This is a genomic window from Flavobacterium sp. 9R (genome assembly GCF_902506345.1).
Lineage (GTDB): Bacteria > Bacteroidota > Bacteroidia > Flavobacteriales > Flavobacteriaceae > Flavobacterium.
In genome coordinates this window covers 969,619-986,658 of sequence record NZ_LR733413.1, presented here as the reverse complement: position 1 = coordinate 986,658, position 17,040 = coordinate 969,619, and the positions used below count along the sequence as shown (strand labels likewise).

The window sequence follows — 17,040 nt, the reverse complement described above, 5'->3', positions numbered from 1 at the left end:
ATAAAACAATATGAAACTCTGGGAAAAAGGAATACCAACCGACAAACAAATCGAACATTTTACGGTAGGAAATGACCGTGAATTGGATTTGGTTTTGGCTAAATACGATGCTTTAGGCTCTATCGCTCACGCTAAAATGTTGGCTCAAATAGGATTATTGGATGCTACAGAAGCTAATGACTTAGTTTTGGCCTTACAAGATATAATTACAACTATTGAAAAAGGAGATTTCGAAATCGAAGACAGCTTTGAAGACGTACATTCCAAAATAGAATACTTATTGACAGAAAAACTAGGCGACGCTGGTAAAAAAATACACACGGCACGTTCTCGAAATGACCAAGTATTAGTAGATGTCAATTTGTATTTAAAAGATGTGGTTATAGCCCTCAAAGAACAAGTAAAAACGCTTTTCGATTTGTTGATGGAATCCGCTGAGCAGTATCAAAATGTACTGTTACCTGGCTATACGCATTTACAAATCGCTATGCCATCTTCCTTTGGTATGTGGTTTTCTGCTTACGCCGAAACTTTGATAGATGATATCACGATGTTGAATGCAGCATTGAAAGTGGTAGATCAAAATCCGTTAGGTTCAGCCGCAGGATATGGCAGCTCCTTCCCTATCAACCGAACCTTTACCACTAAGGAATTAGGCTTTGCTACCTTAAAATTCAATTCGGTAGCAGCACAAATGAGCCGTGGCAAATCCGAAAAAACAGTCGCTTTTGCTATGAGTAGCGTGGCTGCAACTTTAGCAAAATTCTCTATGGACGTGTGTCTATATATGAGCCAAAACTTTGATTTTATTAGTTTACCAGCGCATTTAACTACTGGTTCAAGCATTATGCCTCACAAAAAGAATCCAGATGTTTTTGAATTAATTCGTGGGAAATGCAATAAAATTCAAGCTTTACCTTATGAAATCACTTTAATCACAAACAACCTTCCTAGTGGCTATCACCGTGAATTTCAATTGTTGAAAGAAGGATTATTTCCCGCTATACAAAATCTGAAAGCCTGTTTGGATATTGCCATTTTTTCCATCAAAGACATCAAGGTAAAAGACAACATTCTAGCCGACCCAAAATACAATTACCTATTTACCGTAGATACTTTAAACGAAATGGTAGTTGCAGGAATGCCTTTTAGAGATGCCTATAAAGCGGTAGCGGAACAATTAGAAAATGGCACGTACCAATCACCAAAAGCCACCCAACACACACACGAAGGAAGTATCAATAATTTGTGTTTGACTGAAATTAAAGAAAAAATGCAAAACGCTTTTTAAAAGAAATATGCAAATAGCTAAAGCCGTTCTACTTTCTGTTGGAACGGCTTTTTTTTTGGTTCATTGTAAAAAAAGAAAGAATAAGAAGACTTTTAATGTGACTTCAAAACAAATATCTTATTTTTGATTAAGCCAGAATCCAAATTATGAAAACAAAAACTTACAAGAGTAAAATCGCAACTGCTTTGCTAGAAAAAGGCTTTATGACCAATAAACAGCTAGATACCATTGAAGAGTATCAAAAACTTGGCATTTTTTCTTTGCATACTGAATTAAGACTTCTGCTTTATTTATCAGTACTTCTTTTTACCTCAGGTGTTGGAATACTAATTTATCAAAACATTGACTCTATTGGTCACGATGCGATAATCATCTGTCTTTTTTTGCTAATTACCGTTTGTCTTTATTTTTGTTTCAAAAAAGCAAAAGGATTTCATAAAGAAGAAATTGCCTTTGATAATCCAATCTATGACTATTTAGTCTTGCTTGTTGCCATTCTAAGTTGTATTTTCATCGGGTATTTACAATTTCAATATACGCTCTTTGGTGAAAATTATGGAATAGCCACACTTGTCCCAACTATTCTTAGCTTTTGTTATGCCTATTATTTTGATAACAAAAGTGTCCTTAGCATTGCAGTTTCTGGTCTCGCAGCTTGTATCGGTCTGACAGTAACTCCACAGAAAGTTCTTGATACCGAATTTTATTCCAATGACACGCTAGCATTTTCTGCCATAGGTTTAGGGTTATTGCTTATTTTATGGACCATTTACAGTTCAAAAATTAAATTGAAAATGCATTTTAATTTGATTTATCTCACTTTCGCTCTACATCTAATTTGTATTGCTACAATTAGCAAACTTTCAGAAAAAGAAGTTCCAATATGTTTTCTATTTGCCTTGCTTTTAGGAGGAGTAACTTATTATTTTTACAAAATGAGTAAAGAATATGATGCCATTTCACTTTTTGTATTCGCTTTACTTTACGGTTATGTAGGCTTCAATGTGCTTTTATTCGAAGTAATTGATGCTATTAATTTTAATGGATTATGGGAGCTTTTGATTTATTTGTTTCCTGCTTACTTCATCGGCTCTATCTATTTATTCATTCAATCTGTAAAAAAGTTTAATCAACAAAAAAACGAGTAAAATGAGAGCTTACAACGAAAATAAATTAACAAACATCGTTTTAATTGAGGAAGCTGATACTTTTTTGAATGCTGATTTTATCACTCAAGAACAAGCGCATAGTATAAAATACAATTTACCCGTTTTTAAGACACAAAACAACCTACTCCTTCGCCTGGCATTTTTTATACTTGGAAGCCTGCTTTATGCTTCAATTTGTGGCACCATCTCAATCATTGGAATGCAAATTGGAGAATCCTATTTTCAGTTTTGTTTTTACTTATTTGCAATTATAGGATGGACTGCTGCTGAGTTTTTGGCTCGAGAAAACTACAAAAATTATGGTGTTGACGACGCGTTTATTTTAGGAAGTATTTTAAACCTTGCTATTGCTATTGGAATCAATTCAGAGTCTTTTGAACTTCTAATTGCATTCTTTGTTTCAATTAGTGCCTTAGTAATGTATAAAAGATTTATACACAACATATCCCTCCTACTATTTTGCTTAGCAACAACGGCAACCTTATTCTATACTTTGTTAGAAATAGGTACTATTGGCAAGACCATTTTACCTTTTGCAACCCTTATCTTTGCGGTTGTGTGCTACTTTTTTACTAAAAGAAAACTGACACAACTAAAAGAGCTCTATTATCACGAAGGATTAGTAATCGCAAATAGTTTTTACCTCATCTTAGCCTATCTTTCTTGTAACTATTTTGTAGTTAGAGAACTCTCTTCTGAATTACTAGGCATAAATTTAAAACCAAATCAAGACATTCCATTTGCTATTTTCTTTTACTTTTTTACAATAACAGTTCCGATTGTTTATGTTATGACTGCATTAAAAACAAAAGATCGCTACTTGTTATGGATTGGTGCTTTGTGTATAGGATTTTCCATTTTTACTATTCGCTATTACCACTCAATTCTACCAGTTGAAGTTGCTATGACTTTGGGCGGAATACTTCTTTTTATCATTTCTTATTTTTCAATTCAAAAATTAAAAGATAAAACAAGTGGAATCACATTTGAACTAGATCGACTAACTCAGAAAAAAGATCTTAAAAGTACTGAAGCCCTAGTGGCTGTTACAGCTTTTGGCATAAAACCAGAAACCAAAATAGAGGAATCGCCTATGAAATTTGGAGGAGGTGATTATAGCGGTGGTGGCGCTTCTGGAAGTTTTTAAAGACAAACTTTGCAAAAAGAAACAACTTTATCTCATTCTAAAAACGGTGTTTAAAATATCATTCCATTAATATGTAAAAACAAAAAAAGAGTACATCAATGTACTCTTTTTTATTCATTATTACTTATTCGTCATAGCAAACAAAAAGTAATTATACAGTTAGATGTATTAGAAAGCTACATTCCATCTAGGAAGTTTTCCGTTTTCATCTAAAAAGTTTTGCAAAACTTGCCCTTCAACACTTGTTGGAATCCCTTTTACATCTGCGTTAAAAGTTTCGTACCAAACGACTTCAAGAGAAGAAATACCTTCTAACTTCATTTGAGCAGGCCAAGAATACTTTCTTCCTGTTTTAGCAAATTGATGTCCTTCAACAATTTTATCTGCCAAACCTCCATTTTTTATTTTGAGAGTTCCATTGTTTTGAACGGTTCCTGTAGAACCCACCATAATTAGTTCTTTAGCTGTGGTCAAATCATAAACCAAAAATACTCCACAACCTTCAGATGCATTGCAAACTTGCTCTAAACTATCCTCTGGAGAAAACACAAAACTGTTGGTTACTTTAAACTTTTCTAATTCTTTATACATATCTTTTTATTTAAACAAAATGCCTCACAAAATCGTGAGGCATTTTGAGATTTATAATTTTGAAATCAGGAAATTATCCTAAAACTTCTTTTACTTTTTTACCAATTTCGGCTGGTGAATCAACAACGTGAATACCGTTATCTCTCATAATTTGTTTTTTGGCAGCAGCAGTATCATCAGATCCTCCAACAATTGCTCCAGCATGCCCCATTGTTCTTCCAGCTGGTGCAGTTTCTCCAGCAATAAAACCTACAACTGGTTTACGGTTACCGTCTGCTTTAATCCATTTAGCAGCATCAGCCTCTAATTGGCCACCAATTTCACCAATCATAATGATAAGTTCAGTCTCTGGATCATTCATTAATAACTCAACTGCTTCTTTTGTAGTAGTTCCAATGATTGGATCTCCACCAATTCCAATAGCTGTAGTGATTCCTAATCCTTGTTTCACAACTTGGTCAGCTGCTTCATAAGTTAAAGTACCAGATTTAGAAACAATCCCAACTGTACCTTTTTTGAAAACAAAACCTGGCATAATCCCAACTTTAGCTTCTCCCGGAGTAATAACACCTGGACAGTTTGGTCCGATTAATCTAGCATTTCTTTCTTTTACATAAGCATTAGCTTTGATCATATCTGCTACAGGAATTCCTTCTGTAATTGCAATGATAACTTTAATACCAGCATCTGCAGCTTCCATAATAGCATCAGCAGCAAAAGCGGGTGGAACAAAAATAATTGTAGTATCAGCACCTGCTTGTTCTACAGCATCTTTTACTGTATTAAAAACTGGCAAATCTAAGTGTGTAGACCCACCTTTTCCTGGAGTTACACCACCAACAACATTTGTTCCGTATTCTATCATTTGAGAAGCGTGGAAAGTTCCTTCGCTACCTGTGAATCCTTGAACAATAATTTTAGAATCTTTATTAACTAAAACACTCATGATATATTTTTTATGTAGTTTTTAAAATTGTGTTGCAAAAGTAAGGTTTTTGAAATTATTTCAAACCCATTTAGTATCAAATTATTTAGGATACTTGACTCATTTGATAACCTCTGTAAAGTTTATCATCTTTAATCTCCCAAATCATCATAAAATGAGCCAATAACATTTCTTCTCTAGGGTTTTCTATCGTTTTCACAAAATGAGAATATCGTACAGAAATTAGATTATTTTCTTCAATAATATGACTAATTCGCACCTTAGACCTTACATAAGCTTTATGCAACTCATCCGCTAAATTAATCAAGGAATTATAGTTCATTTGAACATAGCCTTCTGTAGAATACCAATCAATTACAATCTCTGGATGAATAAATTCCTTTAAAATTGTACTATCAATCAAAGCATCCGATTTGTAAAATGCTTTAACAAAATCTTTTGCAGACATATTATTTTAATTTGTTTAAAATTTCTGGAATCTTTTTGATATTAGCTAACTGTTTCAACTTCTCTCTTGATTCTTGGATTGGAGTACCAAAATATGATTTACCACCTTCAACAGACTTAGTAACACCAGTTTGGCCCATTACAACCGCTTTAGATCCAATGGTTATTCCACTTGTTGTTCCAACCTGACCCCATAATGTTACTTCATCTTCAATAATCACGCAACCTGCAATACCTGTTTGAGAAGCAATTAGACATTTTTTACCAATAACAGTATCGTGTCCAACATGTACTTGATTGTCTAACTTAGTACCTTCTCCAATTCTTGTATCACCTGTAACACCTTTATCTATAGTGCAAAGCGCTCCTATTCCAACGTTACTCTCAATAACTACTCTTCCTCCAGAAATTAATTGATCAAACCCAGTGTCTCTTTTTTTATAATAAAAAGCATCGGCTCCCAAAACAGTACCAGAGTGAATAATAACATTATCGCCAATAACGGTGTGGTCATATATAGCAACATTAGAATGAATCAAGCAATTATCTCCAATCACAACTTCATTTCCAATAAAAACGTTTGGTTGAATTACAGTATTAACTCCAATTTTTGCTGACAAACTTATGGTAACATTTGAAGCTACAAAAGGCTTAAAATGTCTTGTCAACTTATTAAAATCTCTAAAAGGATCATCAGAAATCAAAAGTGCTTTTCCTTCTGGACACGCAACTTCTTTATTAATTAAAACAATAGTAGCTGCAGATTGCAAAGCTTTGTCGTAATACTTTGGGTGGTCAACAAAAACAATATCTCCAGGTTCAACCACATGGATTTCGTTCATACCCAAAACAGGAAAATCAGGGGCACCCACAAATGAGCACCCGATTAATGAAGCGATATCTTGTAAAGCAATTTCTTTATGGAATTTCATAACATATTAGTTTTTAATCACAGTTTCTAGTAGCAGTTTTCAATCATCAATGCACTGACTAAAAACTAAAAACTTATAAAAACTATTCTTTTACACGCTCCATGTAAGAACTAGTAGCTGTATCAATCTTAATTTTATCACCTTCATTAATAAAAAGAGGCACGTTGATTGTAGCACCTGTTTCAACTGTTGCTGGTTTTGTAGCATTTGTTGCCGTGTTACCTTTAACACCAGGCTCAGTGTAAGTTACTTCTAATACAACAGATGGCGCCATATCAACAGAAAGAGGTAAATCAGTCTCTGTATTAATTTGAATCATTACATTTTCTCCTTCTTTTAATAAATCTGGAGCATCCAAAACGTTTCTGTTTAATGTAATTTGTTCGAATGTTTCAGCATTCATAAAATGAAATTCATTTCCTTCTGGATACAAAAATTGAAAAGTATGTGTTTCAACACGTACAACATCGATTTTATGTCCCGCAGAAAAAGTATTATCTAAAACTTTACCATTAGTAACAGACTTTAATTTCGTTCTAACAAAAGCAGGACCTTTTCCTGGTTTAACATGAAGAAATTCAATGATTTTATATATATCGTGATTATGTTTTATACAAAGTCCGTTTTTAATATCTGAAGTAGATGCCATTTTTTTTTATTTAATATTGTTACTTTTTTAATTCTTATACTGATAAACTGTTTTTTCTAAACAATTGAATCAATATGTTACTTGTTTTTAATAATTCCCAGAATAGCCTTTCATAACTCCTCTAGATGAATTACGAATAAAATCTATAATCTCATCACGTTCTGGTGTAGCTTCCATCTCTGCTTCGATAATTCCCAAAGCTTGAGTAGTGTTATAATTTTTTTGATACAAAATTCTATAAATATCTTGTATCTCTTTGATTTTTTCGGTAGTAAAACCTCTTCTTCTTAGACCAACTGAATTAATCCCCACATAAGATAAAGGTTCTTTAGCTGCTTTTGTAAAAGGAGGCACATCTTTTCTTACCAAAGACCCACCTGAAACCATTGCATGATCACCAATATGAATAAATTGATGAACTGCAGCTAATCCGCCTATTACAGCATATTTTCCAACAATTACATGACCTGCTAGAGCAACTCCATTTACTATAATCGCATTGTCACCAATATGACAATCGTGGGCAATATGAGCAGTTGCCATAACTAAACAATTATTACCTAAAGTCGTTTGACCTGAAGCAATAGTTCCTCTATTGATGGTTACACATTCTCTAATTGTACAATTATCTCCAATGATGGCCAAAGAATCTTCTCCTCCAAATTTTAAATCTTGAGGCACTGCTGAAATAACTGCCCCTGGAAAAATATTGCAATTTTTACCAATTCGAGCACCTTCCATAATTGTGACATTCGAGCCTATCCAAGTACCATCGCCAATCACAACATTATTATGAATTGTTGTAAAAGGTTCTATCACAACATTTTTGGCAATTTTTGCCCCAGGATGTACATATGCTAATGGTTGATTCATTTTTTCTATTTAATCGTTAAGCTGTTTAATGATTATGGAGTATACCATTTAATCATATAAACAAAGAAAATTATTGTTTTCTAGCAATTTGAGCCATTAATTCTGCTTCAGCTACTAATTTACCATTAGCATAAGCATTAGCTTGCATATGACATATTCCTCTTCTGATAGGTGTAATCAAATCACATTTAAAAATTAAAGTATCTCCTGGAAGTACTTTATGCTTGAATTTAACTTTATCAATTTTCATAAAGAAAGTCAAATAATTTTCAGGATCTGGAACTGTACTCAATACTAAAATTCCTCCTGTTTGAGCCATAGCTTCAACAATTAAAACTCCTGGCATAACTGGAGCGTCTGGAAAATGGCCTACAAAGAAATTTTCATTCATTGTTACATTTTTCATTCCAGCTACATAAGTATCTGTCATTTCAATAATACGATCAATCAACAAAAATGGAGGTCTATGAGGTAAAACCGACATGATTTTATGAATGTCCATCAAAGGTTCTTGATTCAAGTCATAAACAGGAACAAAATTACGTTGTTCAATTTTAATCAATTTTGCCATTTTTTTAGCAAATTGAGTATTTACGTAATGACCTGGTTTATTTGCGATAACTTTTCCTTGAATTTTTGTTCCAATAAGCGCTAAATCTCCAACTACATCTAATAATTTATGTCTTGCTGCTTCGTTTGGATAATGCAATGTTAGATTGTCTAGAATTCCATTTGGCGTTACAGAGATAGAATCTTTACCAAAAGCAACTTTAAGATTTTCCATAGTACTTGCAGAAATTTCTTTATCTACATACACTATCGCGTTATTAAGGTCTCCTCCTTTAATTAATCCATTATCTAGAAGAGATTCTAATTCATGTAAAAAACTAAAAGTTCTTGATTCGCTAATTTCAGTTTTGAAATCAGCTATGCTTTTCATAGTAGCGTTTTGGGTACCTAAAATTTTAGTTCCAAAATCTACCATAGTTGTTACTGAATAGTGATCATTTGGCATTACAAGAATTTCACTACCAGTAGCTTCATCAGTAAATGAAATAATTTCTTTTACCACATACACATTACGTTTGGCATTTTGTTCTTCAATTCCAGCTTTTTCAATTGCTTCAACAAAATACTTTGAAGAACCGTCCATAATTGGTAACTCAGAAGCATTCAATTCGATAATAATATTATCTAAATCGCAACCTTCCAATGCCGCCAAAACATGTTCAGGAGTTTGAATTTTAACCCCTAATTTTTCAAGATTAGTTCCTCTTTGTGTATTTACAACATAATTAGCATCTGCTTCTATGATTGGTTGCCCTTCAAGATCAACTCTAACAAATGTAAAACCATTATTTACTGGAGCAGGTTTAAAAGTCATAGTAACTTCTTTCCCTGTATGCAATCCAACACCAGTTAAGGAAATCTCCGTTTTGATGGTTTTTTGTTTAACCATTATTTCCATTTTTTTGATTTATTATTTTTTTTAATTCTTCTATTTCTGCCACTAACTGTGGTAACTTTTTAAAATAAACATACGACTTATTAAAATCATTGTATGTAAATGCTGGTGTACCTTGAATAACCTCATCGTCTTTGACATTTCGTGTCACACCTGATTGGGCCTGAATTCGAACATTATCTCCAATAGCTAAGTGTCCAACTATACCCACTTGACCACCCAACATAGAATTTTTTCCCACTTTTGAAGATCCTGCAATACCAGTTTGAGCTGCAATAACAGTGTTTTCACCAATCTCAACATTGTGAGCAATCTGAATTTGATTGTCTAACTTAACTCCTTTTCTTATTATTGTTGAACCTAAAGTAGCTCTATCAATCGTTGTGTTTGCTCCTACGTCTACTCCATCTTCTAGAATTACATTCCCTATTTGCGGAATCTTATCAAAAGTACCGTCTGGTCTTGGCGCAAAACCAAATCCGTCTGAACCTATAACAACTCCAGAATGGATAACGCAATCATTTCCTATTATGGTTTCAGAATAAATGTTAACGCCGGCAAAAATAGTAACATTATTGCCAATCACAACATTATCACCAATAAAACTATTAGGATATATCTTAACATTTGTACCAATCACAACGTTTTGTCCGATATAACTAAAACTTCCCAAATACAAATTATCCCCGTATTTTACATTTTCGGAAATAACAGATGGTTGCTCAATTCCTGATTTATTTCTTTTTACTTCGTTATAAAACTCAAGCAATTTGGTAAAAGAAGCATAAGCATCTTTTACTTTAATAAGTGTAGTAGTTATTGGAGACTCTGGTTCAAAGGTTTCATTGACAATAGTTATTGACGCTTGAGTCGAATATATGTAGTTTAAATACTTAGGATTAGACAAAAAAGTCAACGACCCTTCTGTTCCTTCTTCAATTTTTGATAATCTAGACACCGATGTATTTGGATCACCAACCACTTCTCCTTCTAAAATACCTGCTATTTGTTCTGCTGTAAATTTCATCCCGACAAAAATATAAAAAATAGGTTTTAATTGTTAAAAATTATAACAGTTGTTTTGGAAAACAGATGTAATACTTTGTAACAAACTTAGATACAGATTTAAAATTCAATTGATCAGAGGCTTCGACAATATCTTCAATTGTCTTGTCTTTTTTGAGAATACGTATAGGCTCAGCTTCTTTACTATAGGCTTGATTTTTGATTTTTCCTCTAAAAATAAAGTAATTAGCCTCAGCTAATGTAATCCCATTTTCTAACACAAATCGCTCTTTGAGTGGCAACAATTCTTCGCTAGCAACTTTTTCACTGCTCAACTTTATTTTCAATAAATCGCGATTAATAATCATTTTACTCAATGACGATAGAATAAAATCGGGATGGTCTTGCCAAGATTTCAAAGCGCTGATAATGTCAAAATCATCTAATTTAGAAAACAAATTCAAGGTATCAGCATCAAAAGTTTCCATTGTAACCTTATTATGCATAAAAAAAGACAATGGTGAACTTGCCGTTAACTCCTCACCTTTTAAAGTAAGCTCCTTTGCTCTTTTTAAAATTTTTGTCAAAATAGACTCAGCAACCAAACTCGTTTTATGCAGATACACTTGCCAATACATCAATCGACGAGACATTAAAAACTTTTCTACAGAATAAATCCCTTTTTCTTCAATCACTAAAACGTCATCGACCACATTCATCATTTGGATAATTCGCTCAGAATTAACATTTCCCTCTGAAACTCCAGAATAAAAACTATCTCTTTTTAAATAATCCATTCGATCCATATCCAATTGACTCGAAATCAATTGCAACATAAACTTGCGATGGTATTCACCTTTGAACACTTGTATAGCTAAACTCAATTTACTATCGAATTCTTTGTTCAATTGCTGCATAAACAACAAAGAGATTGCCTCATGATGAACATCTTCTACAATACTACTTTCCATTGCATGAGAAAAAGGTCCGTGACCAATATCGTGCAATAATATAGCTATATATAAAGCGTTTTCTTCTTCGGGAGATATAACTACTCCCTTAAAACGAAGCGACTCAACAGCCTTTTGCATAATGTGCATACAACCTAATGCATGATGAAAACGAGTATGATTGGCTCCTGGATAAACAAGATAAGATAGCCCCATTTGAGATATACGACGTAATCTCTGAAAATAAGAATGCTGAATTAAATCATAAATTAATTCATTCGGAATAGTAATAAATCCGTAAATAGGATCATTGAATATTTTGAGTTTGTTGATTTGGCTCACGTCAAGTTTCTTTTTAAGGAGAACAAATATAACTAATTTAGACTTTACAAGATTTTAAGACAAGCATTTAATAAATTCAAACACAAAGTTAGACTTAACATTGAAGTCCTTTAATTAAAAAAATATTAGCTAAAAAAATCACAATTGTACTATACTGCCTTATATATTTAATTAATTTGGCTAAAAGTTTTATTAATTTTGAACGTTTTAACACCAAATATGGACACAATAAAAATTCTTTGGGTAGATGACGAAATCGATTTACTCAAACCACATATTCTCTTTATAGAAAAGAAAAACTATAGCGTAACCACCTGTAATAACGGTCTTGACGCTATAAGTATTTTTGAAGAAAACAATTTCGACATTGTTTTTTTGGATGAAAATATGCCTGGAATGAGCGGATTAGAAACCCTTTCTGAAATGAAAGAGAAAAAATCTGCCATACCAATGATTATGATTACCAAAAGTGAAGAAGAATACATCATGGAAGAAGCAATTGGTTCTAAAATTGCCGATTATTTGATTAAACCCGTAAATCCAAATCAAATCTTATTGAGTTTAAAGAAAAATTTAGATCACTCAAGACTAATTTCTCAAAAAACCACCCTAGATTATCAGAAAGAATTCAGGAAAATTTCTACTGAAATGGCGATGGTTAATTCTCATGAAGAATGGATTGAATTATATAAAAAATTAATCTTTTGGGAGCTTGAATTAGAGAATATTGACGATCAAAACATGATTGAAATTCTAGAGTCACAAAAAATTGAAGCCAATTCTCAATTCGGAAAATTTATAGAACGTAATTACGAAGATTGGTTTGCTCCTAAAAGCGATAAACCCATACAATCCCACAATTTATTCAAAGAATTAGTGGTCCCTGAAATACAAAAAAAAGACAGACCTATTCTTTTTATTGTAATCGACAACCTAAGATACGACCAATGGAAAGCTTTTGAAAATGTTGTTGCTAATTATTACAAACTAGAAAAAGAAGTTCCTTACTATTCTATACTTCCAACAGCAACCCAATATGCTAGAAATGCGATTTTTTCAGGCTTAACGCCATTAGAAATGGAAAAAAAATTTCCTCAATATTGGAAAAATGACCCCGACGAAGGAGGTAAAAACCTATATGAAGCAGAATTCCTAAGCGCACAATTAAAAAGATTAGGACTAAACTTAAAGGAAGATTATTTCAAAATAACAAACCTCGCTGGTGGAAAAAAACTAGCAGAAAGTTTTAAATCATTAAAAGAAAATGATCTTGTAACCATTGTTTATAATTTTGTAGATATGCTATCACATGCAAAAACCGAAATGGATGTGGTGAAAGAATTAGCATCAGATGATAAAGCGTACCGCTCACTAACATTAAGTTGGTTTAAGAATTCACCTTTATTAGAGATTATTCAACAAGCTCAAAAATTAGGTTTTAAATTGATTTTAACAACCGACCACGGTACAATAAATGTCAAAAACCCATCTAAAGTTGTAGGTGATAAAAACACGAGTTTGAATTTAAGATACAAAACAGGAAGAAGCTTGACTTATGAGCAAAAAGATGTTTATGCAGTAAAAGACCCAAAAGAGATTGGACTACCTGCTATAAATATGACTAGTTCGTATATTTTTGCAAAAAATGATTTGTTTTTGGCCTACGTTAACAATTATAACCATTACGTGAGTTACTATAAAAACACCTATCAACACGGCGGAATTTCATTAGAAGAAATGATTATTCCATTTTTAGTTTTTAATCCAAAATAATTTATGCCTAATAGTTTATATTAAAATAGTAAAGTGAAACTATAATCAATAAAAGGCATTCAGCAATCCGTAAATTTTTCAAGAATGACAATCACATTTTCAATCGAACAACTTGACCAAGTTGCTAAACAGCTACTAGAGCAAAACCCAAATAAAGTACTATTATTCAATGGGGAAATGGGTGCAGGAAAAACTACCTTGATAAAAAAGCTTTGTGAAAATTTAGGAGTCAACGAACCAACAAGTAGCCCAACCTTTTCTTTAGTTAATGAGTACTATACCACTAACAATCAATATATCTATCATTTTGATTGTTATCGATTAAAGACAGAAATCGAAGCACTTGATATGGGAATTGATGAATACCTATATTCTGGACATTGGTGCTTTATCGAATGGGCTGAAAAAATCACTAATCTAATTCCAGAACAACATTCAGTAATTACGATAGAAGTACTTGCTGACGGAAATCGAAAACTGGTTTTAGAATAAAGAGCAGTATCCAAAATGAAAAATCCAAAAACCAAGATAGATATCATCCCTTTTTCGCTAACCCACAAAGAATCCATTAAAACATTAAATTTAGAATGGTTGCAAAAATTTTTCAAAGTAGAACCTAAAGACGAATTGGTTCTAAGTAACCCTGTTGAAGAAATAATAAATAAAGGCGGAAAAATATATTATGCTCAACATTTAGATGAAATAGTAGGGACTGTTTCATTATTAAAAATTGACACTACTACTTTCGAATTATCCAAAATGGCAGTCACCGAAAAAGTTCAAGGATTAGGAATTGGTAGACAACTAATAGAATTTTGCATAGAGGAAGCTCAAAAACACGGTATTCAAAAATTAATTTTATATTCCAACCGGCAATTAAAATCTGCACTGCACTTGTATGAATCATTTGGTTTTGAGGAAATTCCAGTAGAATCTGGTGTATACGAAAGAGCCGATATCAAAATGGAACTCCTTTTGTCTCAGTGAATAAGAGTTCCTGCATTCTAAACCCAAAAAACTTAAATACTTTTTGTAAATTGTACGCTTAAATTTTTAACAATTATGTCGATTAGCCCATTCACCAAACAACAGTTGATGCCCCAAGAAGAGAAATTGGAAGTTGCAAGACATAAAAGTGAGCTTTTCATTGGGATTCCTAAAGAAACCAGCTATCAAGAAAAACGAATTTGCCTAACTCCTGACGCTGTTAATTCGCTAACCTTTCAAGGGCATCGCGTAATGATTGAATCGGGTGCTGGCGAAAGTTCAAGCTACAGTGACAAAGAATATTGTGATGCGGGTGCCGAAGTAACTAAAGATACTGCCAAAGTCTTTAGTTGTCCAATGATTTTAAAAGTTGAACCACCTACTCTAGCAGAAATAGAAATGCTCAACAATAAAGCGATTGTTCTCTCTGCTATTCAATTAAAAACAAGACAAAAAGCTTATTTTGAAGCTTTAGCCAGAAAAAAAATTACAGCTTTAGCCTTCGAATATATTAAAGATGAAGACGGTTCCTACCCAGCCGTAAAATCCTTGAGCGAAATAGCTGGAACCGCTTCCATACTCATTGCCTCAGATTTAATGATTACTACAGAGTTTGGTAAAGGTTTATTATTTGGCAATATCACAGGTGTACCTCCAACCGAAGTAGTGATTCTTGGCGCGGGAACTGTGGGTGAGTTTGCAGCCAAAACAGCCATTGGACTTGGTGCTAATGTAAAAGTCTTTGACAACTCAATTACCAAATTAAGACGTTTACAAAACAATTTAAACCAACGCATATTCACTTCTACCATCCAACCCAAAGCATTATTAAAAGCATTAAGAAGGTGCGATGTAGCTATCGGAGCTATGCGTGGCAAAGAACGCTGCCCAATTGTGGTAACAGAAACTATGGTCGAGCACATGAAGAAAGGTGCAGTAATCGTTGATGTAAGTATTGATACTGGTGGTTGTTTTGAAACCTCCGAAATAACAAGTCACGAAAAACCAACGTTTATTAAAAGCAATGTCTTGCACTATTGCGTTCCTAATATTCCATCTCGATATTCTAAAACTGCTTCCCTTTCTATTAGCAACATCATTACACCTTATTTACTTCAAATCGCCGAAGATGGTGGTTTAGAGAGCGCTATACGTTGCAACAAAGGTCTAAAAAACGGAGTGTATTTGTACCACGGCATACTAACTAACAAAGCCATTGGTGATTGGTTTGACATTCAAGATAACGATATTAATTTAATTGTTTTTTAAGCTAAGTTTCAATTACCTTTGCAAAAAAAATACTTCATGAAGTTTACATATCGTTTCGCTTATTATTTGATTGGTCTATTGATGGGATTATTTGTTGTAGCCGCTATCTTTTCTGGCAAAGACACCCGATGTAATTATTTTCCAAACGCCCGTGTGTTGAATGACTTAAGAAATAAACCTTTTGTTTACTCAGACAAAGCTTCTCAAATTCTAAACGAAAAATGGGTAGACACCGCAGATATTAAAAATACTTTACAATTTGGAGACGTCGATTTTGATAAAAGTAATATTAGTGTCGAAAAAGGAAAGCTATATACTGTTTACGGAAAAACTGCCAAAAATCAAGAAATCACAGTAGAAGTAATTAATTACTCAGACAAAGCAGTTTTAAGAGATATTATCAAGAGATAATTACAACCAATCAATAGGTTGCAACCCTTTTGAAGTTAAATAGGCATTGGTTTGTGAAAAATGTTTATTTCCAAACCATTTTCCTTGGTTAGCACTCATTGGTGAAGGATGTCCCGATTCTAATACAAAATGTTGATTTCGGTCAATTTTATTGCCTTTCTTTTGTGCAAAACTTCCCCAAAGCAAAAAAACGAGCTGCTTTTTTTCAGAAGCTAATTTTTCGATAACTGCATCTGTAAATCGACTCCAAGCTAAGTGTTTGTGGCTATTGGGACTGTCTTTTCGAACACTCAAAGTTGCATTCAACAACAAAACTCCTTGTTTTGCCCAAGCCTCTAAATTTCCCGAAGTAGGCATAAAAATAGCGCCCAAATCATCTGTTAGCTCTCTATAAATATTGCGCAAAGACGGTGGAATTTTAACTCCATCATTCACCGAAAAACTCAAACCATTGGCCTCGCCCTCTCCATGATAAGGGTCTTGACCAATGATAACCACTTTTACATCTTCTAAAGCACAATGATTAAAAGCGGAAAAAATCAAGTCTTTTGGCGGAAAACAGATATAATTGTGATATTCTTCATCGACAGCTTGCATCAAATTCAAGAAATAGTCTTTTTCAAGTTCTTCTGATAAAAAGGTTTGCCACGAAGGATTAAGATTGGATAGCATATTCAAAATTTATTCTACAAATATACACTAAGAATCAGAAAAAGGCTCCGATAAAATACGATACAGCATAACGTAGTAACTTTGTGAAGCTGCGTGAAATAACATTATGTTTCTCCTTGAA

The 17,040-nt window shown here is 33.1% G+C and carries 18 protein-coding genes; 8 read left to right on the top strand and 10 right to left on the bottom strand.

Annotation, left to right across the window (positions count from 1 at the left end):
• Positions 1-10 precede the first annotated feature (10 nt).
• The 3 genes from argH to FLAVO9AF_RS04355 all read left to right on the top strand — a co-directional run bounded on the left by argH (position 11) and on the right by FLAVO9AF_RS04355 (position 3,607).
• On the top strand, positions 11-1,291 hold the full coding sequence (gene argH, locus FLAVO9AF_RS04365; protein ID WP_159684900.1) for an argininosuccinate lyase: 1,281 nt from the start codon (positions 11-13) through the stop codon (positions 1,289-1,291).
• A 146-nt stretch (positions 1,292-1,437) separates the two neighbouring features.
• Positions 1,438-2,439, top strand: a complete 1,002-nt coding sequence (locus tag FLAVO9AF_RS04360; RefSeq protein WP_159684897.1) for a DUF2157 domain-containing protein — start codon at positions 1,438-1,440, stop codon at positions 2,437-2,439.
• A gap of 1 nt (position 2,440) precedes the next feature.
• The gene (locus tag FLAVO9AF_RS04355; protein WP_159684894.1) at positions 2,441-3,607 is read left to right on the top strand and encodes a hypothetical protein; all 1,167 of its coding nucleotides are present in this window, start codon (positions 2,441-2,443) and stop codon (positions 3,605-3,607) included.
• A 168-nt stretch (positions 3,608-3,775) separates the two neighbouring features.
• Here the strand turns inward: FLAVO9AF_RS04355 and FLAVO9AF_RS04350 are convergent, their stop codons facing one another.
• From FLAVO9AF_RS04350 to FLAVO9AF_RS04310, 9 genes are all read right to left on the bottom strand, one after another.
• Positions 3,776-4,198, bottom strand: a complete 423-nt coding sequence (locus FLAVO9AF_RS04350; protein WP_159684891.1) for a hypothetical protein — start codon at positions 4,196-4,198, stop codon at positions 3,776-3,778.
• A 73-nt stretch (positions 4,199-4,271) separates the two neighbouring features.
• Entirely contained in the window at positions 4,272-5,144 is an 873-nt protein-coding gene (gene sucD, locus FLAVO9AF_RS04345) for a succinate--CoA ligase subunit alpha (RefSeq protein ID WP_159684888.1), read from the bottom strand.
• Positions 5,145-5,229: 85 nt separating this feature from the next.
• Positions 5,230-5,592, bottom strand: coding sequence for a nuclear transport factor 2 family protein (locus FLAVO9AF_RS04340; protein WP_159684885.1), 363 nt, complete (start codon positions 5,590-5,592; stop codon positions 5,230-5,232).
• 1 nt (position 5,593) lies between these two features.
• The gene (locus FLAVO9AF_RS04335; protein ID WP_159684882.1) at positions 5,594-6,523 is read right to left on the bottom strand and encodes a UDP-3-O-(3-hydroxymyristoyl)glucosamine N-acyltransferase; all 930 of its coding nucleotides are present in this window, start codon (positions 6,521-6,523) and stop codon (positions 5,594-5,596) included.
• 82 nt (positions 6,524-6,605) lie between these two features.
• Entirely contained in the window at positions 6,606-7,172 is a 567-nt protein-coding gene (gene efp / locus FLAVO9AF_RS04330) for an elongation factor P (protein WP_159684879.1), read from the bottom strand.
• 87 nt (positions 7,173-7,259) lie between these two features.
• Positions 7,260-8,045, bottom strand: a complete 786-nt coding sequence (lpxA, locus tag FLAVO9AF_RS04325) for an acyl-ACP--UDP-N-acetylglucosamine O-acyltransferase (protein WP_159684876.1) — start codon at positions 8,043-8,045, stop codon at positions 7,260-7,262.
• A 70-nt stretch (positions 8,046-8,115) separates the two neighbouring features.
• The gene (locus FLAVO9AF_RS04320) at positions 8,116-9,504 is read right to left on the bottom strand and encodes a bifunctional UDP-3-O-[3-hydroxymyristoyl] N-acetylglucosamine deacetylase/3-hydroxyacyl-ACP dehydratase (RefSeq protein ID WP_159684873.1); all 1,389 of its coding nucleotides are present in this window, start codon (positions 9,502-9,504) and stop codon (positions 8,116-8,118) included.
• Positions 9,497-10,537 carry a UDP-3-O-(3-hydroxymyristoyl)glucosamine N-acyltransferase gene (lpxD, locus tag FLAVO9AF_RS04315; RefSeq protein WP_159684870.1) on the bottom strand — a complete coding sequence of 347 codons (1,041 nt, stop codon included), beginning with the start codon at positions 10,535-10,537 and terminating at the stop codon, positions 9,497-9,499. Before lpxD ends, FLAVO9AF_RS04320 begins: the two co-directional genes overlap by 8 nt.
• A 40-nt stretch (positions 10,538-10,577) precedes the next feature.
• A complete protein-coding gene (locus FLAVO9AF_RS04310; protein WP_159684867.1) occupies positions 10,578-11,807 on the bottom strand; it encodes an HD domain-containing protein in 1,230 nt (409 codons plus the stop codon).
• A 219-nt stretch (positions 11,808-12,026) separates the two neighbouring features.
• Between FLAVO9AF_RS04310 and FLAVO9AF_RS04305 the strand changes: the two genes are divergently transcribed.
• The 5 genes from FLAVO9AF_RS04305 (at position 12,027) to FLAVO9AF_RS04285 (ending at position 16,247) form a co-directional block, all read left to right on the top strand.
• Positions 12,027-13,580, top strand: coding sequence for a bifunctional response regulator/alkaline phosphatase family protein (locus FLAVO9AF_RS04305; RefSeq protein WP_159684864.1), 1,554 nt, complete (start codon positions 12,027-12,029; stop codon positions 13,578-13,580).
• Between the two features lie 84 nt (positions 13,581-13,664).
• A complete protein-coding gene (gene tsaE, locus FLAVO9AF_RS04300) occupies positions 13,665-14,072 on the top strand; it encodes a tRNA (adenosine(37)-N6)-threonylcarbamoyltransferase complex ATPase subunit type 1 TsaE (RefSeq protein ID WP_159684861.1) in 408 nt (135 codons plus the stop codon).
• A 15-nt stretch (positions 14,073-14,087) separates the two neighbouring features.
• Positions 14,088-14,567: a GNAT family N-acetyltransferase gene (locus FLAVO9AF_RS04295; RefSeq protein ID WP_159684858.1), complete on the top strand. Its 480-nt coding sequence runs from the start codon at positions 14,088-14,090 to the stop codon at positions 14,565-14,567.
• 75 nt (positions 14,568-14,642) lie between these two features.
• Positions 14,643-15,836: an alanine dehydrogenase gene (locus tag FLAVO9AF_RS04290; protein WP_159684855.1), complete on the top strand. Its 1,194-nt coding sequence runs from the start codon at positions 14,643-14,645 to the stop codon at positions 15,834-15,836.
• 36 nt (positions 15,837-15,872) lie between these two features.
• Positions 15,873-16,247: a DUF4258 domain-containing protein gene (locus tag FLAVO9AF_RS04285; RefSeq protein ID WP_159684852.1), complete on the top strand. Its 375-nt coding sequence runs from the start codon at positions 15,873-15,875 to the stop codon at positions 16,245-16,247.
• Here the strand turns inward: FLAVO9AF_RS04285 and ung are convergent, their stop codons facing one another.
• Positions 16,248-16,919, bottom strand: coding sequence for a uracil-DNA glycosylase (gene ung / locus FLAVO9AF_RS04280; RefSeq protein ID WP_159684850.1), 672 nt, complete (start codon positions 16,917-16,919; stop codon positions 16,248-16,250). It abuts the gene before it with no gap.
• Positions 16,920-17,040: the final 121 nt, after the last annotated feature.